The sequence below is a fragment of the Streptomyces sp. NBC_01622 genome, assembly GCF_045209635.1.
Classification (GTDB): domain Bacteria; phylum Actinomycetota; class Actinomycetes; order Streptomycetales; family Streptomycetaceae; genus Streptomyces.
In genome coordinates this window covers 6,895,984-6,920,481 of the sequence record NZ_CP109293.1, presented here as the reverse complement: position 1 = coordinate 6,920,481, position 24,498 = coordinate 6,895,984, and the positions used below count along the sequence as shown (strand labels likewise).

The 24,498-nt window shown below is 71.6% G+C and carries 16 protein-coding genes; 10 read left to right on the top strand and 6 right to left on the bottom strand.

Going from position 1 to position 24,498, the window contains the following annotated elements; genetic code table 11:
- The first annotated feature begins 201 nt into the window (after positions 1-201).
- Entirely contained in the window at positions 202-393 is a 192-nt protein-coding gene (locus tag OH768_RS31910) for a hypothetical protein (RefSeq protein ID WP_043679302.1), read from the top strand.
- Between the two features lie 96 nt (positions 394-489).
- Here the strand turns inward: OH768_RS31910 and OH768_RS31905 are convergent, their stop codons facing one another.
- From OH768_RS31905 to OH768_RS31890, 4 genes are all read right to left on the bottom strand, one after another.
- Complete coding sequence (locus tag OH768_RS31905; protein WP_406459331.1) at positions 490-1,080, bottom strand: hypothetical protein; 591 nt, start codon at positions 1,078-1,080, stop codon at positions 490-492.
- A 323-nt stretch (positions 1,081-1,403) separates the two neighbouring features.
- The gene (gene prfB, locus OH768_RS31900) at positions 1,404-2,510 is read right to left on the bottom strand and encodes a peptide chain release factor 2 (protein ID WP_043679296.1); all 1,107 of its coding nucleotides are present in this window, start codon (positions 2,508-2,510) and stop codon (positions 1,404-1,406) included.
- A 139-nt stretch (positions 2,511-2,649) separates the two neighbouring features.
- Positions 2,650-3,891 carry a serine/threonine-protein kinase gene (locus tag OH768_RS31895; RefSeq protein ID WP_406459328.1) on the bottom strand — a complete coding sequence of 414 codons (1,242 nt, stop codon included), beginning with the start codon at positions 3,889-3,891 and terminating at the stop codon, positions 2,650-2,652.
- Between the two features lie 145 nt (positions 3,892-4,036).
- Positions 4,037-5,749 (bottom strand): serine/threonine-protein kinase, encoded by a 1,713-nt coding sequence (locus OH768_RS31890; protein WP_406459326.1) that lies wholly within the window; start codon positions 5,747-5,749, stop codon positions 4,037-4,039.
- 335 nt (positions 5,750-6,084) lie between these two features.
- On the opposite strand from OH768_RS31890, the gene OH768_RS31885 reads away from it, so the two are divergent.
- The 8 genes from OH768_RS31885 to OH768_RS31850 all read left to right on the top strand — a co-directional run bounded on the left by OH768_RS31885 (position 6,085) and on the right by OH768_RS31850 (position 21,746).
- The gene (locus OH768_RS31885) at positions 6,085-9,678 is read left to right on the top strand and encodes an FHA domain-containing protein (protein WP_406459324.1); all 3,594 of its coding nucleotides are present in this window, start codon (positions 6,085-6,087) and stop codon (positions 9,676-9,678) included.
- Positions 9,679-9,833: 155 nt separating this feature from the next.
- Positions 9,834-11,219, top strand: a complete 1,386-nt coding sequence (locus OH768_RS31880; RefSeq protein WP_406459322.1) for an ABC transporter substrate-binding protein — start codon at positions 9,834-9,836, stop codon at positions 11,217-11,219.
- A gap of 7 nt (positions 11,220-11,226) precedes the next feature.
- Positions 11,227-12,567: a carbohydrate ABC transporter permease gene (locus OH768_RS31875; protein WP_406459320.1), complete on the top strand. Its 1,341-nt coding sequence runs from the start codon at positions 11,227-11,229 to the stop codon at positions 12,565-12,567.
- Positions 12,564-13,472, top strand: a complete 909-nt coding sequence (locus OH768_RS31870) for a carbohydrate ABC transporter permease (RefSeq protein ID WP_406459318.1) — start codon at positions 12,564-12,566, stop codon at positions 13,470-13,472. Before OH768_RS31875 ends, OH768_RS31870 begins: the two co-directional genes overlap by 4 nt.
- Before the next feature lie 154 nt (positions 13,473-13,626).
- On the top strand, positions 13,627-15,885 hold the full coding sequence (locus OH768_RS31865) for a CDP-glycerol glycerophosphotransferase family protein (RefSeq protein WP_406459316.1): 2,259 nt from the start codon (positions 13,627-13,629) through the stop codon (positions 15,883-15,885).
- Positions 15,886-16,031: 146 nt separating this feature from the next.
- The gene (locus tag OH768_RS31860) at positions 16,032-18,257 is read left to right on the top strand and encodes a CDP-glycerol glycerophosphotransferase family protein (protein WP_406459314.1); all 2,226 of its coding nucleotides are present in this window, start codon (positions 16,032-16,034) and stop codon (positions 18,255-18,257) included.
- Positions 18,258-18,264: 7 nt separating this feature from the next.
- On the top strand, positions 18,265-20,487 hold the full coding sequence (locus OH768_RS31855) for a CDP-glycerol glycerophosphotransferase family protein (protein ID WP_406459312.1): 2,223 nt from the start codon (positions 18,265-18,267) through the stop codon (positions 20,485-20,487).
- Positions 20,484-21,746 carry a hypothetical protein gene (locus tag OH768_RS31850; protein WP_406459310.1) on the top strand — a complete coding sequence of 421 codons (1,263 nt, stop codon included), beginning with the start codon at positions 20,484-20,486 and terminating at the stop codon, positions 21,744-21,746. Before OH768_RS31855 ends, OH768_RS31850 begins: the two co-directional genes overlap by 4 nt.
- A 71-nt stretch (positions 21,747-21,817) precedes the next feature.
- Here OH768_RS31850 and OH768_RS31845 read toward each other — a convergent pair whose 3' ends face one another.
- A complete protein-coding gene (locus OH768_RS31845) occupies positions 21,818-22,231 on the bottom strand; it encodes an organic hydroperoxide resistance protein (RefSeq protein WP_362983390.1) in 414 nt (137 codons plus the stop codon).
- 129 nt (positions 22,232-22,360) lie between these two features.
- Here OH768_RS31845 and OH768_RS31840 point away from each other — a divergent pair, with 129 nt between their 5' ends.
- The gene (locus OH768_RS31840) at positions 22,361-22,834 is read left to right on the top strand and encodes a MarR family winged helix-turn-helix transcriptional regulator (RefSeq protein ID WP_406459307.1); all 474 of its coding nucleotides are present in this window, start codon (positions 22,361-22,363) and stop codon (positions 22,832-22,834) included.
- Here the strand turns inward: OH768_RS31840 and OH768_RS31835 are convergent.
- Positions 22,794-24,479, bottom strand: coding sequence for a hypothetical protein (locus tag OH768_RS31835; protein WP_406465519.1), 1,686 nt, complete (start codon positions 24,477-24,479; stop codon positions 22,794-22,796). The two genes, OH768_RS31840 and OH768_RS31835, sit on opposite strands and share 41 nt — an antisense overlap.
- Positions 24,480-24,498 lie beyond the last annotated feature (19 nt).

Sequence of the window (24,498 nt, the reverse complement as noted above, 5' to 3'; positions counted from 1 at the left end):
GGGTGTGCCCGCGCAGTCGCCCTCCGGGGTTGTGCGAGGCTTGCACGTTTTGTCGCGGATTTGAAGGGCTGGAACGCACAAGGTCGGGGCAGGATAAGGCGAGCCGCGCCGAATCCCGCGGAACCTGGCACAGTGGAGGGGGAACGTTCTAGTTTCCCGAGGCGTTGTGTCTGTGGAAGCCGGTGCAAGGAGGGCGAGCGCATGACGTACGACCGGTTGGTGTGCGCGAACTGCGCGGCGCCCGTGAACGAGGGCCGCTGTCCCGTCTGCCGCGCGAACCGCGAGCGGCTGCAGCAGGAGAACCCGTGGGGCAATCTCAACCCCATGGCGTTGATCGCCCTGCTCGCGGTGCTGATCGCGGCGCTGGCGCTGGTGGCGCACCAGACCGCGTAGGCGGCCTGGACGAGGACACGCAGAAGGGCCCGGAGCGACAAGCTCCGGGCCCTTCGTCGTACGACGTGCGTACGGTCCGTGCGAGGACGGCTACCGTCAGGCAGCCGCACCGCCGCGGCCGCTCGCGAGACGCGGGAGCACGCGGAAGCCGATGCCGCCGGCGATCATCGTCGCGGCGCCGATCAGCAGGAACGCGGTCTGGCCCGCGCCGGTCTCGGCCAGCTCGTCACCGCTGCCCTGGGCCGAGGTGTCGGAACCGGTGTCGGTGAGGGCGGAGGTGCCGGCCTCCTGGGCGGAGGAGCCGCCGTCGGGGTCGGTGTTGTTGCCACCGGTGGAGCCGGAGCCGCTGGTGCTGCCGTCCGACGGGCTGTCGGTCGTCGGCTCGTCCGTCGGCTCGGTGGGGTTGTCCGTGGGCTCGGTCGGCTCGTCGGTGGGAGGCGTCGAGACGGGCGTGGACGTCGGGGTGGCCGGCGGCGTGCTGTCCGGGATGGTCGGGACGCCCGTGTCGGTCGGGGTCGCGGGCGGAGTCGTGTCGTCGAGGTTGACGTTCACGGAGATCCCGCTGTCGTCCGCGCTCGCGGTGAGGTCGAGCGCCGATGCGGCACCCGCGGCGGTCAGCGAGGCGCCGGCGGCGATGATCGCGCCCGCCGCTATGCGCGCGACACGGATCCGCGTCTTCTTCGTCATTAGGTTGCTACCCCCATGTAGCTCGTCGTCAGTGGTGCGTCGGTGTCCGGGGCCGTGATCGACAGGGGTAGCGGCTGGCGAAAGCTCGGCTCCCCCGGTTCACATGCGCCCCAGAGACACGCATGCCACGCTTCACCCTTCCCATTTTTCACAGCAACGTCAAGGCCGTTGCGAGCGCAATGTCCAACTACGGGTTCTTTGCTGGTGGATGGAACCTGTGAGTGTGATGTAAAACCCAGACATCCGGATACACGAAAGGCAACTGCCGCCCGGTGGACGGCAGTTGCCAAGTCGACAAAGTCACTCGAAAGCGACTCTCGGAGTTACTTCTCCTGCTGCTTGCGCCAGCGAATTCCGGCCTCCAGGAAGCCGTCGATCTCGCCGTTGAACACGGCCTCAGGGTTACCGACCTCGTACTCCGTACGCAGGTCCTTGACCATCTGGTACGGGTGCAGGACGTACGAACGCATCTGGTTGCCCCAGGAGTTGCCGCCGTCGCCCTTGAGGGCGTCCATCCGGGCCTGCTCCTCCTGGCGGCGCCGCTCAAGCAGCTTGGCCTGGAGCACGTTCATCGCGCTGGCCTTGTTCTGGATCTGCGAGCGCTCGTTCTGGCAGGAGACGACGATGCCCGTGGGGAGGTGGGTGAGGCGGACCGCGGAGTCGGTGGTGTTGACGCCCTGGCCGCCGGGACCGGAGGACCGGTAGACATCCACTCGCAGCTCGGACTCGTCGATCTCGATGTGGTCGGTCTGCTCGACGACCGGCAGGATCTCGACACCGGCGAAGGAGGTCTGACGGCGCCCCTGGTTGTCGAAGGGCGAGATCCGGACAAGCCGGTGGGTGCCCTGCTCGACCGAGAGCGTGCCGTAGGCGTACGGGACGTGCACGGCGAAGGTGGTCGACTTGATGCCGGCCTCTTCGGCGTACGACGTCTCGTAGAGCTCCGTCTTGTAGCCGTGGCGCTCGGCCCAGCGCAGGTACATGCGCTGGAGCTTCTCGGTGAAGTCGGAGGCGTCGACGCCGCCGGCCTCGGCGCGGATGGTGACGACGGCCTCGCGGGAGTCGTACTCGCCGGAGAGAAGGGTGCGGACCTCCATCTCGTCCAGCGCCTTCTTGACGGCGGTCAGCTCGTTCTCCGCCTCGGCGCGGGTGTCCGGGTCGTCCTCCTCCTCGGCCATCTCGAAGAGGACCGAGAGGTCGTCGATCCGGCCGCGCAGGGCCTCGGTCTTGCGGATCTCGGCCTGGAGGTGGCTCAGCTTGCTGGTGACCTTCTGCGCCGCCTCCGGGTCGTCCCACAGGGAGGGCGCTGCCGCCTGCTCCTCAAGGACGACGACATCTGCCCTCAGCTTGTCCAGGTCCAGGACGGCCTCGATCGACTCCATGGTCGAGGAGAGGGACTTGAGCTCTTCGGAAACATCGACGACTGCCACGCCTCCAGCGTAACGGCTCCGCCAAGCGGGGTGCGCCGGGCCTGCGGCGACTGGACGTCACCGGGGGCTACGCCCCCCGGACCCCGGCCTATGCCCGCCCACCACCCGTCTCGGTCGGCCGAGAAGTGCCGAAGGCCCCCTACGGCGAAGCCGGTGCCGAGTTCTTCGTGTCCGGGGAGTTCGCGCCGGAGTCGCCCCCCGACGTCGCCGCCCACGTACCGACCCCCACCGCCGCGACCAGCACCACCGCCGCCGCCCCGAGCGTCAGCCGTCGGCGCCGGGTCGCCGCCCGGTGCCGGGCCGAGCCGGGGCGCGGGGCGCCCGCCGCGCGCGGGGCCCGTGCCGTCCCGCGCGCCCCGCCGGCCAGTTCGTCCGGCGCGGGCACCCGCATCGAGGTGTGCGTGTCCCGGTTGGAGTCGGCGGGCTTGGCGCCGGGCACCAGCGGTACGGCCCCCCGCCGGACCCGCTCGCCGCGCGCCGGCGTGGCCACCGGGGCCTCCTCCGGCTCCGCGTCCTCCTGCTCGGTGTCGGGCTCGTCGACGTCCAGCGGGGGCATCCCGGCGAGCAGCGGCAGCTGTTCACGCAGCCGGGCCGCGAGCTCGGAGGCGCGCAGCCGGGACGCCGGGGCCTTCGCCAGGCACTGGACGAGCAGCGCCCACAGCTCCTCGGGGATCCCCGGCAGCGGTACGACGGTCTCGGTGACGTGGCGTCGTAGGACCGCGCCGGGGTGGCCGCCGCCGAACGGGGTGAATCCGGCGAGGAGTTCGTAGAGGACGGTCGCCAGGGCGTAGATGTCGACGGCCGCGCGCGGGGGCAGGCCCTCGACGATCTCGGGGGCGAGGTAGTCGGGCGTGCCGATGATCTTCGTGGCGCGGGTGCGGCGCGGGGAGTCGATGAGTTTGGCGACCCCGAAGTCCGTCAGCAGGGCGGGGTGCGCGCCGCCGGGGCCGAGCGGGCCCTGCATGTCGAGGAGCACGTTCTCCGGCTTGACGTCCCGGTGCACGACGCCTGCCGCGTGGGCCGCCGCGAGTCCGTCCGCGATGTCGGCGACGATCGCGACCGCCGCCTCGGGGGCGAGCCGGCGTTCCCGGTCGAGGCGGGTGCGCAGGTCGGTGCCGCGGACCAGGTCCATGACGAGGGCGAGGTCGTTGCCGTCGACGACCAGGTCCCGTACGGACACGATGTTCGGGTGCTCCAGGCCGAGCAGGGCGGTGCGCTCCTGCACGAAGCGGCCGACGAGCTCCTGGTCGGACGCGAGGTCCTCGCGCAGCAGCTTGACGGCGACGGGCCCCTCGGGACCCTCGCCCAGCCACACCGTGCCGGCGCTGCCCCGCCCCAGGATCTGGTTGGCGGTGTACCGGCTGCCGATCTTCCGTGCCAAGACTGCTCCATCCAGACGCGTGTTGTCGTTAAAACTACGCGTCGGATGAGCCAACCTTCACCGCCAGGGCGGAAATCACCCACTGGGTGTCGACAAATCACCAACACAACGCCGGACTTGGGGCTTTACGGCGGTCGATCGGCGGTCAGTTGCCCCCGGCGGAACTCAGATCCTTGACCCAGCCGCTCACCTGTCCGGCGACGTGGCTGATCTCCCGCCAGTAGCTCCTGCCGGTGCCGATCCAGTCCTGAAGCGGGGTCAGCTCCCAGACCAGCCAGCCCGCGACGAACAGCAGGACGATCGTGAAAAGGCAGCCCTTCAGGCAGCCCAGCCCGGGGATCTTCATCGGGTTGGCATTGCGCTGCCGCGACTGACGGGGCTCGCGCGCCGGTTCCTGCGGCCGCTGCTGGGGTTGCTGCGGCTGCCTCGGCGGGGCGTACTGCTGCGGCTGTTGCTGCTGCGGATAGCCGTAGCCCTGCTGGGGCTGCTGGCGCTGTGAGGGCCGCTGCTGCGGGCGCTGCTGGGCGGCCTGGCGGGGCTGCTGCGGCGGCTGCTGGGGGCGGGAGACCTGGCGCTGGGGGCGGCGGCGCAGCGGGTCCTCGCCCGGGTCGAGGTAGGGCTGGAACTGCGTCTGTTCGTTGCGGTCGCGGGCGGCGCGCAGCTGGTTCTGCCAGGGGTGCGGCTGCTCGGGGCCGGGGCCGCCGGGCTGGCCCTGTTGTCCCTGCTGGTCCTGTTGTCCCTGCTGGCCGTACGGGTTCTGCGGCATGACCGTGGTCGGGTCGGCCGCGCCCCGGCTCGGCAGCACGGTGGTCGGGTCGGCGGCGCCCAACGGGCCGCCGGTGTGCGGGAGGACGCTGGTCGCCGCGTTCGGGTCGAAGCCGCCCGCGCCGTGCGAGAGGACCTGCGTCGGGTCCGCGGCGCCGGGCACGCCCGGTACGGCGGCGGGCGCGGGGTCGGGGGCGAGCAGCCTGCCGACGTTCTCGGCGGCGGCGATCTGCGCGGAGTTGGCGTGCACGCCAATGCCCTCGGCGACGGTGCGCAGTCCGCGGGCGAGGTTCTCGGCGCTGGGCCGTTCGTCCGGGTTCTTCCGCAGGCAGCGCTCGATGACCGTCCACAGCGGGTCGGGGACGGTCGAGGGGCGGCGCGGTTCGGCGCTCAGGTGCTGGTGCAGGACTTCGAGGGCGGAGCCGCCGGAGAACGGCGGATGGCCGGTGACCAGCTCGTACATCAGGATGCCGGCGCCGTAGATGTCCACGGCGGAGGTCTGCGGGCGGCCCTCGGCTGACTCCGGCGCGATGTACGCGGGCGTGCCGACGAACTCGTGGGTGCGGGTCAGGCCCGGGGAGTCGGCGAGGCGGGCGATGCCGAAGTCGGTGAGCATCGGGTGCATCTGGCCGCCGCCCTGCTTGAGCAGGACGTTCGCCGGCTTCAGGTCGCGGTGGACGACGCCGTCGGCGTGGCTGGCGGCGAGCGCGTCGGCGATCTGCGCGGTGAGCAGCGCGGCGCCGACGGGGCTGAAGGGGCCGTTCTCGCGCAGATAGCGGTGGAGGTCGGGGCCCTCGATGATGTCCATGACAAGCGCCAGGAGATCGCCCTCGACGACCAGGTCGCGGACCCGGACGATGTTCGGGTGGGTCAGGCGCAGCAGCACCGACCGCTCGCGCAGGAACCGCATCACGATGTCGGGATCGCTCGCGAGTTCTTCCTTGAGGACCTTGATCGCGACGGTCTCGCCGGGCTGACCCTGGACAGCCGCCTCGGCGCCCGCGGTCTCACGCTGGCGGGCCCGCCAGACGGTGCCCGTGGCGCCGCGTCCGAGCGGCTCCTCCAGGAGGTACTTGCTGCCTACCGGCCGCACGTCTGCGCTCCCTGCTGCTTGTCTGTGTTCCGGTCCACTGTAGTGCCGCCCCTCTTGGGGCTACCTACGTAAGCGCTGCCGTACATGTTCGAAGGAAAGACGCTTACCCCGGTCTCCTGGTTGCCGAAGCCCGGACATGACCGGTCTCACTCGATTACCGGTGCGGCACTGGTCAGGCACTTTTGGGGACAGAGCTGACCAATCAAGATCACTTGCTGCCGGGCCCCGGGCGCATTGTCAGTGGCAGGTGCGAGGATGCGTGCAGAACTGGCCGATGTGCTCGCGCGGGGTGGGGGAATATTCCGCGCCCGGGGCAGAAGGGACCGCTGACGGCGATGCAGATCCGGCTGACCGTCGTAGACCCGCTGGGGCCGCCCGCGCAGCCGCGGGGCCGCTCCGCGAGCTGCGATGTGCTGGTCACCGCGCCCGCCGGCACGGCCCTGGCCGCGGTGGCGTCGGCGCTGGCCTCGGCGGTCTCCGCCGACCCGGCCGCGTCCACGCCCGAGCGGAGCCGCGAGTCCGGCGCCCCGATCGTGCTCTACGCGGGCGTGGAGCGCCTGGACACCCAGCGCTGCACACTCGGCGAGCCCCCGCTGACGGACGGCGCGGTGCTGTCCCTGGGCGCCCCCGCCGAGCCCGAGGCACACCCCGAGCTGGACGACGCCCCGACCCAGCTCCATGTCGTCGCGGGCCCGGACGCGGGCGGGGTGCACCTGCTCCACGGCGGCCAGATCCACATCGGCCGCTCCGCCGACGCCGACGTCCCGCTCGACGACCCGGACGTCTCCCGGCTGCACTGCGCGGTCACGGTCGACCCCGGCGGCCGGGTCTCGGTCGCCGACCTGGGCTCGACGAACGGCACCACGCTGTCGGGCACGCGCGTGGGCACCCGCCCGGTGCGCTTCGCCCCGGGCGCGCTGCTGCGGATCGGCGAGTCCGCCCTGCGGCTGACCCCGTCCGGCGGCCCGGGAGCGCGCGCCGAGACGACCCCCGACGGCGAGGGCCACGTACGCGTGTCCCCCGGCACCCCCGCGGGCCCCCGCGCGCAGCCGCCCGTGGTGCCCGGCCAGGGCGCCGCCCCGGGCATCGAGCACCGCGTGGTCCCCTACGGCGGGGACACCCACGCCGGCCGCTTCGGAACGCTCGGCGAGGCCCCCGGGGACGTCCGCGCCGAGGAATCGTTCTCCGCGCGGACGACGACCTCCCACATCCCCGCGCACGACGAACCCGGCGACGGCGGACGCAAGGGCACCCCCCTCCGGGGCACCGAGGTGCCGCAGGGCGTGCGCAGGCGCGGCGGCATCGGCAAGTGGGCCCGCCGCCTGACGGGCGCACGCGGCGAGTCACCGGCCGAGGACCCCGATTCGCCGTACGACAGCTCGTACGGCGACTCCTACGACTCCTACGACTCCTACGACGGGGAGGGCGCCGGCAAGAACGCGCCGACCCCGCCCGTGCCCGCCCAGCAGCCGGACACCTGGCCCGACCCGGCCGCCCTGCTGCTCACCGCCCTGGGCCCGGGACCCCGGCTGTGGGAGCGCGGCCCCGGTCACCCCGAGGCGCTCACCGTGCGGCTCGGCACCGCCGACCGGGCGACACCGGACGGCTCGACGCTACTGCCCGCGGTGCCGGTGACCTCCGGGCTCCGCGAGGTCGGCGCGCTGGGCCTGGCCGGACCGCGCACACGGCTGGCCGGGCTTGCCCGCGCGGTGGTGGCCCAGCTCGCCGCGCTGCACTCCCCGGACGCCTTGGAGATCGTGCTGATCAGCACGGACCGGGCGCGTCCGGTGGCCGAGCGCACCGCCGAGTGGTCCTGGCTCGGCTGGCTGCCGCATCTGCGTCCCGGGCACGGCCAGGACTGCCGCCTCCTGCTGGCCTACGACCGCGAACAGGCCACGGCCCGCACGGACGAGCTCCTGCGGCGCCTGGAGGACCACGCCACGGACACGCACGTCGGGGGCGGGCCGAGGGCCACCTACGGGAACTCCTTCAACGCCGGCCGGCGTACTCCGGGGATCGGCGCGCAGCGCGGTCCGGCGGAGGGACGGCCGGGCACCGCACGGCACCCGGAGGACCGTCACCAGCCGGGCGCGAGCGCCTCCACCGCGTACTCGATCACCGACGAGGCCCATCACGACCGCTCCGGCGCACCCGGCCCACGCGCCTTCGACGATCCGGACTCCGGTGCCACCCGGCCCCGTTCGTCCGACACCGCCGACCCCGTGCGTGGGGCCGTCCACCGACCCTCCTGGGCCCGCACCGACGACGGTGACGGCTCGGCGGACGGGTTCGCGGGGCCGTACACCGTGCTGGTGGTGGACGGTGACCCCGGTGGGGCCGATGTGCGCGAGGCGGTGGCGCGGCTGGCCCACGACGGGCCCCGGGCCGGTATCCACGTCGTGTGCCTCGCCGAGACGGAGGCCGCCTCGCCCACCTCACCGGTGACGGAGACCTACGAGGCGGCCTGCGCGGCGGCGCCGACGTTCCGGGAGTGCGGCGCGGTCGCGCTGCTCAGCGGTGACGTGGCGACGGCCCTGCGGCTGCTGCGGGTCGCGCACGGCGGAGCTCAGCAGCCCGGCGCGGTGGAGGCACGCCCCAGTGCGCCTGCCTCGCATGTGTCCGATCCCGGCTCGGCGGACTCCACTCCGGTCGGGCCCGACTCCAACGGCCCCGTAGGCGAAGGCACCGTAGCCGCCGTGGACGCGGTCTCGCTCGCGTGGGCCGAGCGGTTCGCGCGGGCGCTGGCGCCGCTCAGGGCCGACGGCGCGACGGATGAGCGGCACGCACGCGTGTCGGCGCCGTTGCCCCAATCGGCGCGGCTGCTGGACGAGTTGGGGCTGGCGCGGGCCACCCCGGCGTCCCTGCTGGCGCGTTGGGCGGACGCGGGTGACGACAAGGACGCGCTCGGCGGCCGGGCCTGGGCGGTGCTCGGGGCCGGACCGCGCGGGCCGGTCAGCGCGGACCTCGCCTCCGAGGGCCCGCATCTGCTGATCGAGGGCCCGCCGGGCAGCGGCCGTACGGAGTCGCTGCGGGCGGTGGTCGCCTCGCTCGCGGCGGCCGAGCGTCCCGACCGGCTGGGCATCGTGCTGATCGACGGCCGGGACAGTGTCGGCGCGGGCGGCGGTCACGGCGAGGGCCTGCGGGTCTGCACGGACGTACCGCATGTCACCACCCATCTCACGGCCAACGACCCTGTGCGGATGCGGGAGTTCGCGCAGTCCCTGAGCGCGGAGCTGAAGCGGCGGGCCGAGCTGCTGGGCCGGATCGGGTTCGCCGAGTGGCACTCCCGGCACGAGGTGTCGGGCCGGATCGTCGCTCAGCGCGGCACGTCCGGTGCCGGGGATCTGGAGAGTCCGACGAGTTCGACGATCCGGCTGCGCCCGGCGGCGGCCCGGCAGCAGACGGAGGCGGCACCGCCGCTGCCCCGTCTTGTCGTGGTCGTCGACGACCTGGACGCCCTGGTGAAGCCGCCGTTGGGCTCGCCCGGCCGCCCCGCCGCCGGTTCCGTCATACGCGCGCTGGAGGCGGTGGCCCGCGAGGGCGAGCGGCTCGGCGTGCACCTGGTGGCGGTGGCCACGCTGGACGCCCGTACGGCCGAGACGGAACCCGCCCGGCACGCCACCCTCCGCGTCACCCTCGACCCGACGACCCAGGGTCCGGAGGAACCGGCGCCCGGCCGCGGTCGGCTGACCCTCCCGGACGGCCGGAGCACCCCCTTCCAGGGCGGTCGCGTCACGGGCCGTATCCCGCGCACGGCGACGCTCCGCCCCACGGTCGTCCCCCTGGAGTGGCAGCGCATGGGCGACCCCCCGGCCCGCCGCCCGGTCCGCGAACTGGGCAACGGGCCCACGGACTTGGCGCTGCTGGCCAGCGCGCTGGAGCGGGCGACGCGTTCGGTGTCGGCGGCGGAGGTCCCGTCACTCCTCTGATCGTTCACAGGTCGCCCACACAACCCCACGTCACGACCCAATCACGATCGCGGTCTTGACAGCGAACGCCATCTTGCCGCGTTCAAGCACCGGGCGTAGACCAGTGCGCACGGAAGCGTTCGAGCGTTCGACGAGGAACGAAGAACGGGGCAGTGATGCGCAGCACGAGCAGCACAAACGGGACACGCACCACCGTACGCACAGCGGCAGTTGTCGCCGCGGGAGCACTGGCGCTCTCGCTGACCGCCTGTGGAGGCAGCGACAACAAGAGCGACAGCGGCAAGTCCAGCACCCCTTCGGAGAGCACCGGCACGGTCGCCCTCCCCAAACTGAACGGCGAAAGCCTCGAAGTGGCCGCCGTGTGGACGGGTGCCGAGCAGAAGAACTTCAAGGCGGTCCTCGCGGAGTTCGAGAAGCGCACGGGTGCCAAGGTCACCTTCGTGCCCGCCCAGGACCCGATCATCAACTTCCTCGGCTCGAAGATCGCGGGCGGCCAGCCGCCGGACGTCGCGATGCTCCCGCAGCCCGGCGCGATCAAACAGGCCGTCGACAAGAAGTGGGCCAAGCCCCTCGGAGCCGACGCGCTCGCGGAGTTGCAGAAGAACTACTCGCAGGGCTGGCAGGACATCGGCAAGGTCGGCGGCAAGCAGTACGGCGTGTACTACAAGGCCGCCAACAAGTCGCTGATCTGGTACAACGCCAAGGTCTTCGAGAACGCGGGCGCCAAGGAGCCCAAGACCTGGCAGGAGTTGCTGACCACCGCACAGACGGTCTACGACTCCGGCGTCACCCCCTTCTCGATCGCGGGCGCGGACGGCTGGCCGCTCACCGACTGGTTCGAGAACGTGTATCTGTCGCAGGCGGGCCCGGAGAAGTACGACGAGCTCGCCCAGCACAAGATCAAGTGGACGGACCCCTCCGTGAAGGAGGCGCTGACCACGCTGGCGCAGATCTGGGGCAAGAAGGCGTACATCGCGGGCGGCCAGAACGGCGCGCTGCAGACGGAGTTCCCCGCCTCGGTCACCCAGACCTTCACCGGCGGCGACCAGCCGAAATCCGCGATGGTCTACGAGGGCGACTTCGTGCAGGTCAACATCGGTGAGACAAAGGCGAAGGTGGGCACCGACGCCAAGGTGTTCCCGTTCCCGTCGGTGGGCTCGACCGCGCCGGTGGTCTCCGGCGGCGACGCGGCCGTCATCCTGAAGGACTCCAAGGCGGCCCAGGCGCTGGCCACGTTCCTGGCCTCGCCGGACGCAGCGACGATCCAGGCGAAGCTGGGCGGCTATCTCTCCCCGAACAAGAACGTGCCGGACTCGGCGTACCCGAACGCGGTGCAGCGGACGATCGCCAAGTCGCTGATCGCGGCCGGTGACGACTTCCGCTTCGACATGTCCGACCAGGCCCCGCAGTCCTTCGGCGGTACCCCGGGCAAGGGCGAGTGGAAGGACCTCCAGGACTTCCTGAAGAACCCGACGAACATCGCGGGCACGCAGACGCAGCTGGAGAAGGACGCGGCGGCGGCGTACGCGAGCGGGAGCTGAGCCGGCGATGGCATCGGCAGCGGCGGAGGCTCCCGGGGCCTCCGTCCCTCCCCGCAACCGCAAGAGCGTGACCGGCACCCGCAGGACCGTGGCAGTGCTGTTCCTGCTGCCCGCCCTGGTGCTGCTCGGCGCGCTCGTGGTCTACCCGATCGGGTACTCGCTGGTCCGCAGCTTCGGCAACCAGGCCGGCGACGGCTTCGCCGGCATCGACAACTACAAGGCCCTGTTCACCGACGACGGCATCCGCACCGCCCTGAAGAACAACATCATCTGGGTGATCTTCGCGCCGACGGTCGCCACCGCCCTCGGTCTGATCTTCGCGGTGCTGACCGAACGCGTGCGCTGGGGAACGGCGTTCAAGCTGGTCGTCTTCATGCCGATGGCGATCTCGATGCTCGCCGCCGGCATCATCTTCCGCCTCGTCTACGACCAGGACCCGCACAAGGGCGTCGCCAACGCGGTCTGGGTAGGCATCCACGACACGTTCGTCTCGTCGTCGGCGTTCCCCAACGCCCACCCGGGCCGCCAGTCCCCGCTCAAGGCGGACCACGGCGGCTTCATCACCAGTACGACGGTCCACACCGGCCAGACCGTCACACTCCCGCTGGTCGGCGTCGCCCCCGACCAGATGCCCGACAGCGCGAAGAAGGCCGTAGCCGCGAAGCCCGAGCCCGGGAAGATCACCGGCACGACCTGGCAGGACTTCACCCGCGGCAAGGGCGTCGGCAAGCTCGGCGCGGTCGACCCGTCGGAGCTCGGCTACGGCGGGATGCGCATCGAGGCCGTCAAGGACGGCAAGGTGGTCGCCTCGACCAAGGCCGCGGGCGACGGCGCCTTCACGCTGCCCGCGAGCGCCGACGGAGCCCAACTACGGCTCCCGGCAAGCAACTTCAAGGCGCCGTACAACGGTGTGGAGTGGCTCGGCCCGTCGTTGGTGACGCCGGCCATCATCGGGTCGTACGTGTGGATGTGGGCCGGGTTCGCGATGGTGCTGATCGCGGCCGGACTCGCGGGTGTGCCAAGGGAGTTGCTGGAGGCGGCGCGGGTCGACGGTGCCAACGAGTGGCAGGTGTTCCGGCGGGTCACGGTACCGCTCCTCGCACCGGTGCTCGCGGTCGTCGCCGTCACGCTGATGATCAATGTGCTGAAGATCTTCGACCTGGTCTTCATCATCGCCCCCGGCTCCTCGCAGGACGACGCCAACGTGCTCGCCCTTGAGCTGTACCGGAAGGGCTTCTCGGAGGGCCAGCCGGGGATCGCCAGCGCGATCTCGGTGTTCCTGCTCCTGCTGGTGATCCCGGTGATGCTCTTCAATGTGCGCCGGCTGCGGCGGGAGGTGCGGCGATGACGACGGATGCCGGAACTCTGGGGAAAACAGGGCCTGTTGAGGTCGTCAAGGCACGGGAGTCGCTCGGCGGACGGCTCGCGGCGGCGGCGAGCGGGGGTCTGGTCCGGGTGTTCCTGATCGTCGTCGGCCTGTTCTGGCTGGTGCCGACGATCGGGCTGCTGCTGTCCTCGCTGCGCAGCCCGGAGGACATGAACGCGAGCGGCTGGTGGAAGGTCTTCAGCCAGCCCTCCCAACTCACCTTCCACAGCTACAAGACACTGCTGGAGAACAGCGACATCACCAGCTCGCTGTGGAACACCGTCCTGATCACCGTCCCGGCGACGGTCCTCGTCGTGGTGATCGGCGCACTCGCGGGCTACGCGTTCGCGTGGATGGAGTTCCCGGGCCGCGACTGGTGGTTCCTGGGCGTGGTCAGCCTGTTGGTCGTGCCGGTGCAGGTGGCGCTGATCCCGATCGCCGAACTCTTCGGCAAGATCGGCCTGTTCGGGACCATCTTCGGGGTGATCCTGTTCCATGTGGGGTACGGGCTGCCGTTCGCGGTGTTCCTGCTGCGGAACTTCTTCGCCGAGATCCCGCGCGAGTTGCTGGAAGCGGCCCGCCTCGACGGAGCCGGCGAACTCCGGCTGTTCGCGCGGGTCGTGATGCCGCTCGGCGGGCCCGCGATCGCGAGCCTGGGCATCTTCCAGTTCCTGTGGGTGTGGAACGACATGCTGGTCGCGCTGGTGTTCACCAAGTCCAGCACCCAGCCGATCACGGTCGCACTACAGACCCAGGTACGCCAGTTCGGCAACAACATCGACGTACTGGCACCCGGTGCGTTCATCTCCATGGTGATCCCGCTGGCCGTGTTCTTCGCGTTCCAGCGGCAGTTCGTGTCCGGTGTCATGGCGGGCGCGGTCAAATAGTAATAAACCGCACATAGCTCAAGGGGTGGGCCGTCACCGGCCCGCCCCTTCGCGTTCACCGTGCGTCCCCCGTATGCCGTACGCGGCGTAACCAAGTCACTCCATCGGCCGTTCCCGGGCAGAACGCCCGCGCCGACCGACCCATGGATGTCCCTTGCCCAGGTTCAGTGTCATTGTCCCCGCGTACAAGGTCCAGGCGTACCTGCACGAATGCCTGGAATCGGTGCTCTCCCAGTCGTATCCCGATCTGGAGCTGATCGCGGTCGACGACTGCTCGCCGGACGCCTGCGGCGCGATCATCGACGAGTTCGCGGCCCGCGACGCCCGCGTACGCGCCGTCCACCTCCCCGAGAACCAGGGCCTCGGCCGCGCCCGCAACGCCGGTCTGGCACAGACGACCGGCGACTATCTGGTCTTCCTCGACAGCGACGACACGCTCACGCCCGACGCGCTGCGCTCGATCGCCGACCGCGTCAAGGAGACCGGCGAACCCGACGTCCTCGTCTTCGACTACGCCCGCACCTACTGGTCCGGCGAGGCCCAACGCAACAAGACCGCCGCCCAGTTGACCGAACAGGGCCCGGCCCCCTTCCGCCTGGAGGACCGCCCCGGGCTGCTGCGGGTCATCATGGTCGCCTGGAACAAGGCGTACCGCCGGGAGTTCGTCGAGCGCCAGGGCTTCGCCTTCCCGCCCGGCTACTACGAGGACACCCCGTGGACCTATCCGGTGCTGATGGCGGCGGAGACGATCGCGACCCTCGACCGGGTCTGCGTCCACTACCGCCAGCGCCGCCAGGGCAACATCCTCGGCACCACCAGCCGTAAGCACTTCGACGTCTTCGACCAGTACGACCGGGTCTTCGCGTTCGTCGACGCGCGCCCCGAACTCGCGCAGTGGCGGCCGGTGTTGTTCCGCCGTATGGTCGACCACCTCGCGACGGTGTTCACCAAGCCGGACCGGCTGCCGCGCGGCAGCCGCGCCGAGTTCCTGCGCAAGGCCCGTGCCCACTACCGCCGTTACCGCATCCCCGGAACCTCGGTCCCGCTGCGCACCCGGATGCGGCACACGTTCGTGCACTTCGGCGTGCACCGCACGTTCCGGGCCGTGCAGAAGGCGATGAGCTGGCGGCGCAGCACGGTCAAGCTCACCGCGAAGGCCCTCCGCACGCTCAGGGCAGCCGTTCTCCAGCTCCACTACCGCGTCCAACTCCGGCTCCCGCTAAGGGATCGCGCGGTGTTCGCCGCCTACTGGGGGCGCGGCCACAGCTGCAACCCGGGCGCGCTGGAGACCGCGTTCCGCACCCACGCCCCGCACATCCGCACCGCGTGGGTCGCCCGCCCCGAGCACCACCACACGATCCCGGCCGCCACCCGCAGGCTGCGCCCCAACACCGCCTCCTACTGGACGGCGCTCGCACGCTCCAAGTACCTCGTCAACAACGTCAACTTCGACCGCCGGCTGGTCAAGCGCCCCGGCCAGGTGCTGATCCAGACCCAACACGGCACCCCGCTCAAGCACATGGGCCTCGACCTCCAGGAACGCCCGGCCGCCGCACGGGACATGGACTTCGACGAACTCCTCAAGGGCGTCGACAAGTGGGACCACGTCCTGTCCCCCAACCGCCACACCACCCTGACCTGGGAGCGGGTCTACCCCGGCAGCTACACCACGCTCGCCTACGGCTATCCCCGCAACGACGTGTTCCAGCAGGCGACTTCGGCCGACGTGCACCGCCTGCGCGAGTCGCTCGGCATCCCGCAGGACGCCATCGCCCTCCTCTACGCACCGACCCACCGCGACTACCGCCGCGTCCAGCGCGCCCACGTCGACCTCGACCGCGTACTGCGCCGCCTCGGCCCGCGCTTCGTCGTGCTGGCCCGCGCCCACTACTGGCACGAGGGCCCCCTCGCCCCCGCGTCCGGCCGGATCATCGACGTCACCGACCACCCCAGCGTCGAATCGCTCTGCCTCGCCTCGGACGCGCTGGTCACCGACTACTCGTCCCTGATGTTCGACTACGCCAACCTCGACCGCCCGATCGTCATCCACGCCGACGACTGGGAGGCCTACGAGGCGGCCCGCGGCACCTACTTCGACCTGCGCGCCTTCCCGCCGGGCGCCGTCGCGCGCAGTGAGGACGAACTGATCGACATCTTCGCGACAGACCACTGGCGCGGCTCCCGCTCGACCCAACTCCGCACCGCGTTCCGCGAGCGCTTCTGCCCCTACGACGACGGCCGCGCCGCCGAACGGGTCGTACGCCACGTGGTGTTGGGCGAGAGAGACCTCCCGCCCGTCGTACCGCTCGCCGACCGCCACCCGGTCCCGTCCGCCGCCGCGAGCCTCACGCCCTCCCCGCTCGCCACCGTGCCGCAGCCCACGGCGTCCCAGCCCGTCACCGACCGCCTCTGAACGCCGTTCCCACACCGGGGAGTTCGCATGCCATCAAGCCCCTCGCGGCCGACACCGACCCGGCCGTCCACCTGGCGTCCGACCGGGCGACCCGGCCACCGCGCGCACTGACCCGGACCCCTCCGGACCACTGGAGAAAGAACAGAATGCCCCGCTTCAGCATCATCGTCCCGTCCCACGGGGTCGCCGGCCGGCTCTCCCAGGCCCTGGACTCGGTCCTCGCGCAGTCCTACGGCGACTTCGAGCTGATCCCGGTCTGTGACGCCCCCGGCTCCCCGGCCGGCGACGTCGCCGACGCCCACGCCGGACGGGACTCCCGGGTGGCCCCGGTCCACTCACCACCCTCGGCGGGCCTGAGCGGGGCACGCAACACCGGCCTGCGGGCGGCGACCGGCGCCTACGTCGTGTTCCTGGACGGCGACGACACCCTCGCCCCGGGCGCGCTGGCCGCACTGCACGCCCGGCTGACGGAGACGAGCGACGTCGACGTCCTGTACTTCGAGCACGAGCGGACCCCGTGGTGGGAGGGCGAACCCACAAACCCGGCCGCCCCGCTGCTGGCGAAGACCCCGGCCGGCGCCTTCTCCCCCGCCCAGGCACCGCAGTTGACGGGCGTTCAGCTCCCGGCCTGGAGCGCGGCCTACCGCCGCGTCTTCCTCGCCGACCACCAACTCACGTTCCCGGAGGGCCCGTTCACCGACCTCGGCTGGGGCGGGCTGGTCACCGTCGCCGCCGAGCGGGTGGCGGTGCTGCGCTCGGTGGTCGTACGGCATCTGCTGCGGCGGCAGGGCAGCCGGCTCAACCTGCCGGGCGCGCACCACCACCAACTCCTCGACCAGGTCGACATGGTGCTGACGCGTGCCGCCGGGAGCGAGCTGTCCGGCGCCCTGTTCGAACAGCTCTTCGCGGTGGTGCTGAAGACGGCCTCCCGGCCCGAGCGCCTCCCCTCCGGGCACCGCGCCTTCTTCCGCCGGGCGGGGCGGCTGTACCGCACGCACCGGCCCGCCGGTTTCCGCGCGCCGGGCGGGAGTGTGGGGGTCCAGCACCGACTGCTGGCGTCGGGGGCGTACTCGGCGTTCCGGGCGCTGCGAGGCGCCAACCGGGCGGCGTCGGGGGCGGCCATGGGGGTCCCCCCGAGTCGAGCGAAGTCGAGAGCTTGGGGGAGGGTCCCCCGCCCCTGGATGCTCCGCACCCGCCTGCGCTACGCCCTAGACCTGCGCCGCCCCCTCGACCCCAACTTGGCGGTCTACAGCGCCTACTGGGGCCGGGGCTACGCGTGCAGCCCGGCCGCGATCCACGCCAAGGCACGTGAACTCGCCCCGCACATCCGCTCGGTGTTCCTGGTCGAGCCGGACGCGGTGGACGCCGTCCCGGAGGGCGTCGAGCACGCCGTCATCGGCAGCCGGAAGTACTGGGAGGTGCTGGCCCGCGCCAAGTACCTGGTGAACAACGCCAACTTCGCGGAGGGCGTCGTCAAGCGGCCCGGCAGCGTGCACGTCCAGACGCAGCACGGGACCCCGCTGAAGAAGATGGGCGTGGACCAGTCGACGTACCCGGTGGTGGCCGCCGCGACCGGCAGCTTCGCCAAGTTGCTCGGCCGGGTGGACCGTTGGGACTACAACATCTCCTCCAACCGGCACTCCACGCAGATGTGGGAGCGCGCCTTCCCGGGTTCCTACGAGGCGCTGGAGTACGGCTATCCGCGCAACGACGTGTACTACACGGCGACGGCCGACGAAGTGGCCCGCGTCCGGCGGGAGTTGGGCGTACCGGAGGGCAAGACGGCCGTCCTGTACGCGCCCACCCACCGCGACTACCGGACCGGCTTCGACACCGGCCTCGACCTGGAGGCCTTCTGCGCGGCGGCCGGTGAGGACGTGGTCGTGCTGCTGCGCGCCCACTACTTCCACGACCAGGGACGGGCGAAGAGCAGCGGCCGGATCATCGACGTGACCGGGCACCGCTCCTCCGAGGACGTGTGCCTGGCCGCCGACGCGCTGGTCACGGACTACTCGTCGATCATGTTCGACTACGCCAACCTCGACCGGCCGATCGTCGTGTACGCCGACGACTGGGAGGTCTACCGGGAGACGCGGGGCGTCTACTTCGACCTCATGGAGGCCCCGCCGGGCCCGGTGGCCCGCACGCCCGAGGAACTGGCCCAGGTGTTCCGCGACGGCTCGTACGCGAACAAGGCGTCCACCGCCCTGCGGGCCGAATTCCGGTCCCGCTTCTGCGAGTTCGACGACGGACTGGCCGCCGAACGGGTCGTGCGCCGGGTGTTCCTCGGTGAGCCGCCGGCGGCGGTCCCGCCCGTGATCCCGCTCGCGGAGCGCGTCCCGGCCCCCGCCGCCACCCTCGTAAGGAGCTGAACCCGAAGTGCCCCGCTTCAGCGTCATCGTCCCCGTCTTCAAGGTGCAGGGCTTTCTGCGCGAGTGCCTCGACTCGGTCCTGGAGCAGTCCTACCGGGACATCGAGGTGATCGCCGTGAACGACTGCTCGCCGGACGGCTGCGGCGCGATCCTCGACGAGTACGCGGCCCGCGACCCGCGCGTACAGGTGCTGCACCAGCCGGAGAACGTCGGCCTCGGCCGCGCCCGCAACGCCGGAATGCCCCTGGCCACCGGCGACTTCCTCTTCTTCCTCGACAGCGACGACACCCTCACGCCCGGCGCGCTGCGCGCGATGGCCGACCGGCTCGACGCGAGCGGCGACCCGGACGTGCTGGTCTTCGACTACGCGCGCACCTACTGGTGGGGCGGCACCCGGCGCAATGTCCTCGCGCACGTCCTGACGGAGGTCGACGACACCTTCACGGTCGCCGAACACCCGGAGATCCTGGACCTGTTGATGGTCGTGTGGAACAAGGTGTACCGCCGGGAGTTCGTGCACAAGCACGCCTTCGAGTTCCCGCCGGGCTACTACGAGGACACGCCCTGGACGTTCCCGGTGCTGCTCAGCGCCGAGCGGATCGCCACCCTCGACCGGATCTGCCTCAACTACCGGCAGCGGCGGCAGGGCAACATCCTGTCCACCACCAGCCGCAAGCACTTCGACATCCACGACCAGTACGAGCGGGTCTTCGCGTTCGTCGACTCCCGCCCGGAGCTGGCGAGTTGGCGCCCCTACCTGCACCGCAAGATGGGCGAGCACTGTCTCGACATCCTCGGCAAGCCGGACCGCCTGCCCCCGTCCGACAAGGCCGAGTTCTTCCGCCGTACGGCCGAACTGTTCGCCAAGCACAAGCCGGCGGGCGTGGCGGTGGACGCCGAAGTCCGTGTCCTGGAGGGCAGTTACGCGCTGTACCAGGTCAGGCGGCAGGCGGGCCGGGCCGCACGGCAGCTCGAACGGCGGGCGCTGCAAGCACGCAAGTCGGCGGCGGGGCGGGTCAAGGGCGGCTGGGCCGCGCTGCACGCCCGCCGGTCGCTCGACCCCAACCTCGTCGTGTACTCGGCCTTTTCGCACCGCGGGGTGCTCGGCGACCCGGCCGCCGTGTACTACAAGGCGCGGGAGATCGCGCCGCAGCTCCGGGGCGTGTGGGTCGTACAGGACGCGGAACAGGCCGCGTTGCTGCCGCCGGACGTCGAGCACGTCCTCCTCAACACCCCGCGCTATCACCAAGTCACCGCGCGGGCAAAGTACTTCGTGAACAACGTCAACTGGCCCGGCACCCTCACCAAGCGCCCCGGCAGCGTCCACATCCACACCCATCAGGGCACCCCGCTCAAGTACATGGCGGCCGACCTGCTGGACAAGCCCGGCGCCCGCTACGGCGTCGACGTGCCGCAGATGCTGCGCCGTGCCGACCGCTGGGACCACAGCCTGGTCGCCAACCGGCACTCGGAGCTGGTGTGGGAGCGGGCGTATCCGTGCCACTTCGCATCGGAGCGGACGGGCAGCCCGCGCAACGACGTCCTCGTCCGAGCAACACCGGGGGCGGGGGCGGCGGTTCGGGAACGGCTCGGCATCCCCGCCGAGCACACCGTCGTGCTGTACGCGCCGACCCGCCGCGAGTACGTCCGGAGCGGCCACGTCGACCGCCTCGACCTGGCCCGGTTCGCGGAGGATCTCGGCCCGGAACATACCCTCGTCGTACGCCTGCATCCGTCGCTGTCGACCGGTCCCGCGCGAGGCATGGGTCTCGCGGACCTGCACCGGCGGGGTGTGCTGGTCGACGCGACCGACGAACCCTCCGTGGAAGACCTCATGTTGGCGTCCGACGCCCTGGTCACCGACTACTCGGCCCTGATGTTCGACTACGCCAACCTCGACCGCCCGATCGTCCTCCACGCCGACGACCGGGAGGTGTACGCGGCGAGCCGGGGCACGTACTTCGACGTCACCGCCGCGCCACCGGGCCATGTGTCCGGTTCCTACCGGGAGTTGGCGTGGCTGTTCGCCTCGGGTGCCTGGCGGGACGAGGACTCGACGCGGCTGCGGGCCGAATTCCGGTCGCGCTACTGCGAGTTCGACGACGGGAACGCCGCCGAGAGGGTCGTACGGACACTGCTGCTGGGTGAGGACGACTGGCAGCCGCCGGCCGGATCCGTCACGCGCGTACCCTCCCCCACCGCCGGTCACGACCAGTTGGCGTCCTCATGAGGCCCCGCACGTGGGTGCTGGTGCTGGCCGCCGTGTTCGCGGTGCTCCAACTCGCCAACGTCACCGGCCGGGACACCCCCGACACCAAGAACTACCTGTCGTACGCGCTGAGTCTGAGCGGTGAGAGCAAGCGCGGGGCGGCGACGGTCACCATCGACTACTACTGCGCGAGCAGGGGAGCGATCGCGCGGCGGGACCAGAGCGTGAACGTGCTGAACTTCCACGGCAAGGACCCGGCCGCGCGGGTCGCGAAGAAGTGCCGGGCCGCCCAATGGCGGGTGGTGGACGCGCAGTTGCGGGCCGGGAACAGCGGCGGGTTCATCACGCCGTTCATGCCCGAGCGGTTCATGCGGATCTTCGAAGTGCGGCCCGGATACCCGGTGTTCCTGGTCCCGTTCGTCACGCTGCTCGGGCCGGTGTGGGGGCTGTGGACGTCGAGTGTCCTCCTCACCGTCGCGGGCGGGATCCTCGTGTTCCTGATCCTGCGCACGCTGTCCGTGTCGGTGCCGCTCGCGCTGACCGGGCAGGCCCTCTACTACGTCCTGCCGTGCGGGACGACCGCGATGCGCCCCATGACCGAGGGCCTGATGATGGTCCTGACTCTGGCAGCGGTGTGGGGCTGCGCGCTGGTGTCGCAGGGCCGCCGTACGCGTGCCGGGCTCGCCCTGGTCGGCGGTTCCTTGCTCCTGCTCTTCACGGTCAAGCACTCGCAGGCCCTGTTCCTCGGGCTGTGCCTGGCCGGTGCGGGCGCGCTGATCGCCGTACGACAGCGGCGGCGGGCGTGGGTGGTGATCGCGGCACTCGGCGCGGCGGCGGCCGTAGGCACGCTGCTGCTGGCGAGCCTGCTGAACTACCCGTCGCAGACCGACAGCCTCCAGGACCTGCTGACCGATCACTACGCGCTGCCCGACCGCACCCGGCTGTACCCCGAATTCCTGCACCTGGAAGCGAACTTCTGGCTGGAGTGGACGCGGCAGCAGCTGTGGCAGCCGGTGCTCGCGGCGGCGCTCGGCGCCGGTGCGTGGGGCGCGCTGCGGCGGCCGGTGTTCGGGGTGTTCCTGATCGGGGCCGCGTTCACCGGGATCCTCACGCAGGCCGCGCACCCGGACATCAGCGTGTGGGGCGGGCGGCTGGTCGTACTGGTGTGGCTGCTGCCGGTGGTGGGGGTGCCGTTGTTGCTGGAGAGCGTGGCGCGGGGGAAGGCGGTCGCTGCCGTGCCGGTGCAGGCGCACGGGCAGCAGGCTCAGCCGGTGAGGTGACGCGGTCGACCCCGGCGACGAGGTGATCAGCGCTCGTCGCCGGGGTCGTAGAAGCGTCGTACTCGATGTGACTACTCGATGACGAGGTCGACCTCGATGTTGCCGCGGGTGGCGTTCGAGTAGGGGCAGACCTGGTGGGCGGTCTCGACCAGCTTGCGGCCGGTCGCCTCGTCCACCGTGTCGGGGAGCTCGACGCGCAGCGTCACCTTGAGGCCGAAGCCCTCACCCTGCTTGCCTATGCCGACCTCGGCGGTCACGGCCGCGTCGGTGACGTCGACCTTGGACTGCCGGCCGACGAGGCCGAGGGCGCTGCCGAAACAGGCGGCGTAGCCGGCGGCGAACAGCTGCTCAGGGTTGGTGCCCTGGCCGTTGCCGCCCATTTCGACCGGAATGCCGAGCTGAAGGTCGATCTTGCCGTCGTTGCTGACCGCGCGGCCGTCACGGCCGTGGGTGGCGGTGGCTACGGCGGTGTAGATCGCGTCCATGGAAACCATCCCTCTCGGAAGTCTTTACGAGGCGTTCGGCCCGGGTGTCCGGGCCCCCTCACGACGACAAGTAGAGCACACAATTTAATTGCACACAACTAAATGGCCCGCTAGCGCTACCCTGGAACCATGACCACCACTCCCGCCGACACGCCCACCAGCGACTGGCTCCACCTGGACCAGCAGATCTGCTTCTCTCTGAACGCCGCGTCACGCGCCTTCGGCGGCGTCTACCGCGTGCTCCTCAAGGATCTCGGGCTCACGTACCCGCAGTACCTGGTGATGCTGGTGCTGTGGGAGCACGGCGAGCTGCCCGTCAAGAAGCTCGGCGAACACCTGCGGCTCGACTCCGGCACCCTGTCCCCGCTGCTCAAGCGGCTGGAGACGGCCGGTCTGGTACGGCGTGAGCGCAGCGCCCGCGACGAGCGCTCGGTGGACGTGCGGCTCACGGACGAGGGCGTCGCCCTGCGCGAACGCGCCCTCGACGTGCCGCGCCGCATCCTCGGCGCGACCGGCTTCGACGTCGACGAGATCCGCGCGCTGCGGGCACGCCTCGACGAACTCACCGACGCGCTGGACTCGGCGGCGCTGGAGCAGGCATGACCATGGGTTCTGGAGCAGGCACGACCAGGTGCTGCGGAGGCATTCGGCGGATGTAGAGAGCCAGCTTCACGCGTCCGCTCACATACTGCCGCCGACACGCGAACTCCCCGTCCACGACGTCGAGTTTGACCCGGTCGGCCGGGTCGCCCGGCACCCAGCGGGACGGCAGCAGATTCGACTGCGCGACGATCCACACCCGGTCCACGGCGTCCAGCCGCCGCCGCAACTCCCCCGGCGCCACCTCACGCCCGCTCAGCGTCCCGGACCGGGCCCCCGACTCCGCCAGCGCCAGGTCCCGCACCCCGGCGAACGGCCTCGGATACGCCAACTCCGTCACCCGCCAGAACGACGGCAGGAACAGCACGGGGTCGCCGGGCCGCAGCTCACGACCGGCCAGCGCGGAGACCGCGGCGAGGTTCTCGGGACGGTGGGCCGCCAGGCGGTCGTTCCGGTAGGCGGGGAGGCCGTGAAGGAAGGGGACGGCTACGGCCAACACGCCGGCGAGGGTGAGGAGGGGGAGGGCGGTGCGGCGGGGCGGGCGGCGGGCGTCCGGCTGTGCGGGGCGCGGTGGGCGGCTTCCGGCTTCGGCTTCGGCTTCGGCTTCGGCTTCGGACGTACGGTCGAGTGGTGAGCGGTGACCGCCCGGGACCAGGGCACCGACCAGCTGGGGGTGGCGTTCGACCCCAGCCACTCGGCCCGCCTCATGGGCGATTTCCGGACTCGGGAGACCACCCGGCCACAGCCGGCCCACCATCCCCACCAGCCAGTCCGCCCCCGCTGCCACCAGCAACGGCGCCCCCGCCAGCGCGTACAGCACATACCGCTCATGGAACAGCGGCCGGAACTGCGAGACCGTCAGCAGGATCACCGGCGGCACCACCAGTAACGGCAGCGCGACCGACGCGAGCCGTCCCCCGCCGAGTCCCAGCAGGATCAGCAGGACCGAGGTCCAGAAGGCGACTCCGGTCGGGGCGACGGCAAGGAAGCCCCGGGCCAGCCGCTCGGTGGTGTCCCGGTCCGGCACCCGCAGCCACGCCACCTGCCCCGACTGCCGCTGGGACACCCACGCCAACGGCAGCAGCACCCCCACCACCACGCCCGCCGCACGCCCCCAGCCGGCCCACACCGCCCTGGGCACCCGCGCCGCCGCCAGCGTCAACGCGTGCGCGCAGAGCACCAGTACGGCGAACTCGTGCAGCAGAAAGGTCACGGCGAGGACGGCGCCGTACGGCCACCACGAGCGCCCTTCCAGCGCCCGCACGAGCAGCAGCGTCGCCCCGGCGACTCCGGCCGCGACAATGGCGTACGACCGGCCCTCCTGTGCGTAGTGGCCGGTCAGCGGGGTGATCGCGTAGAGCAGGCCGGCCCAGAGGCCGACCCGGGGGCGGGCCAACCGGATGCCGAGGGCCGCGACCAGGCCCGCCGCCGCCGCCGCGCCGCACACCGACGGCAGGCGGAGGGCCACCTCGCCGGGGTGGACGGCGAGGACGGCGTGCATGAGCAGGTAGTACAGGCCGTGCACCGCGTCGACGCCGTGCAACAGGCGCCAGATCTGCGGCACCGTGCGCCGCCCCACCAGGAACGTGACGCCCTCGTCGCCCCACATCCCGCCACGGTCGAGCCCCCACAGCCCCAACGCGAGCATGACGACCACCGGCACGACG

What these genes read in the sequence shown, in the direction of transcription:
- OH768_RS31860 (WP_406459314.1), top strand. Translation starts at nt 16,032, where the DNA reads ATGCCCCGCTTCAGCATCATCGTCCCGTCCCACGGGGTCGCCGGCCGG.
- OH768_RS31875 (WP_406459320.1), top strand. Translation starts at nt 11,227, where the DNA reads ATGGCATCGGCAGCGGCGGAGGCTCCCGGGGCCTCCGTCCCTCCCCGC.
- OH768_RS31905 (WP_406459331.1), bottom strand. Translation starts at nt 1,080, where the DNA reads ATGACGAAGAAGACGCGGATCCGTGTCGCGCGCATAGCGGCGGGCGCG.
- OH768_RS31910 (WP_043679302.1), top strand. Translation starts at nt 202, where the DNA reads ATGACGTACGACCGGTTGGTGTGCGCGAACTGCGCGGCGCCCGTGAAC.
- OH768_RS31880 (WP_406459322.1), top strand. Translation starts at nt 9,834, where the DNA reads ATGCGCAGCACGAGCAGCACAAACGGGACACGCACCACCGTACGCACA.
- OH768_RS31835 (WP_406465519.1), bottom strand. Translation starts at nt 24,479, where the DNA reads ATGCTCGCGTTGGGGCTGTGGGGGCTCGACCGTGGCGGGATGTGGGGC.
- OH768_RS31840 (WP_406459307.1), top strand. Translation starts at nt 22,361, where the DNA reads ATGACCACCACTCCCGCCGACACGCCCACCAGCGACTGGCTCCACCTG.
- OH768_RS31885 (WP_406459324.1), top strand. Translation starts at nt 6,085, where the DNA reads ATGCAGATCCGGCTGACCGTCGTAGACCCGCTGGGGCCGCCCGCGCAG.
- OH768_RS31870 (WP_406459318.1), top strand. Translation starts at nt 12,564, where the DNA reads ATGACGACGGATGCCGGAACTCTGGGGAAAACAGGGCCTGTTGAGGTC.
- OH768_RS31850 (WP_406459310.1), top strand. Translation starts at nt 20,484, where the DNA reads ATGAGGCCCCGCACGTGGGTGCTGGTGCTGGCCGCCGTGTTCGCGGTG.
- OH768_RS31845 (WP_362983390.1), bottom strand. Translation starts at nt 22,231, where the DNA reads ATGGACGCGATCTACACCGCCGTAGCCACCGCCACCCACGGCCGTGAC.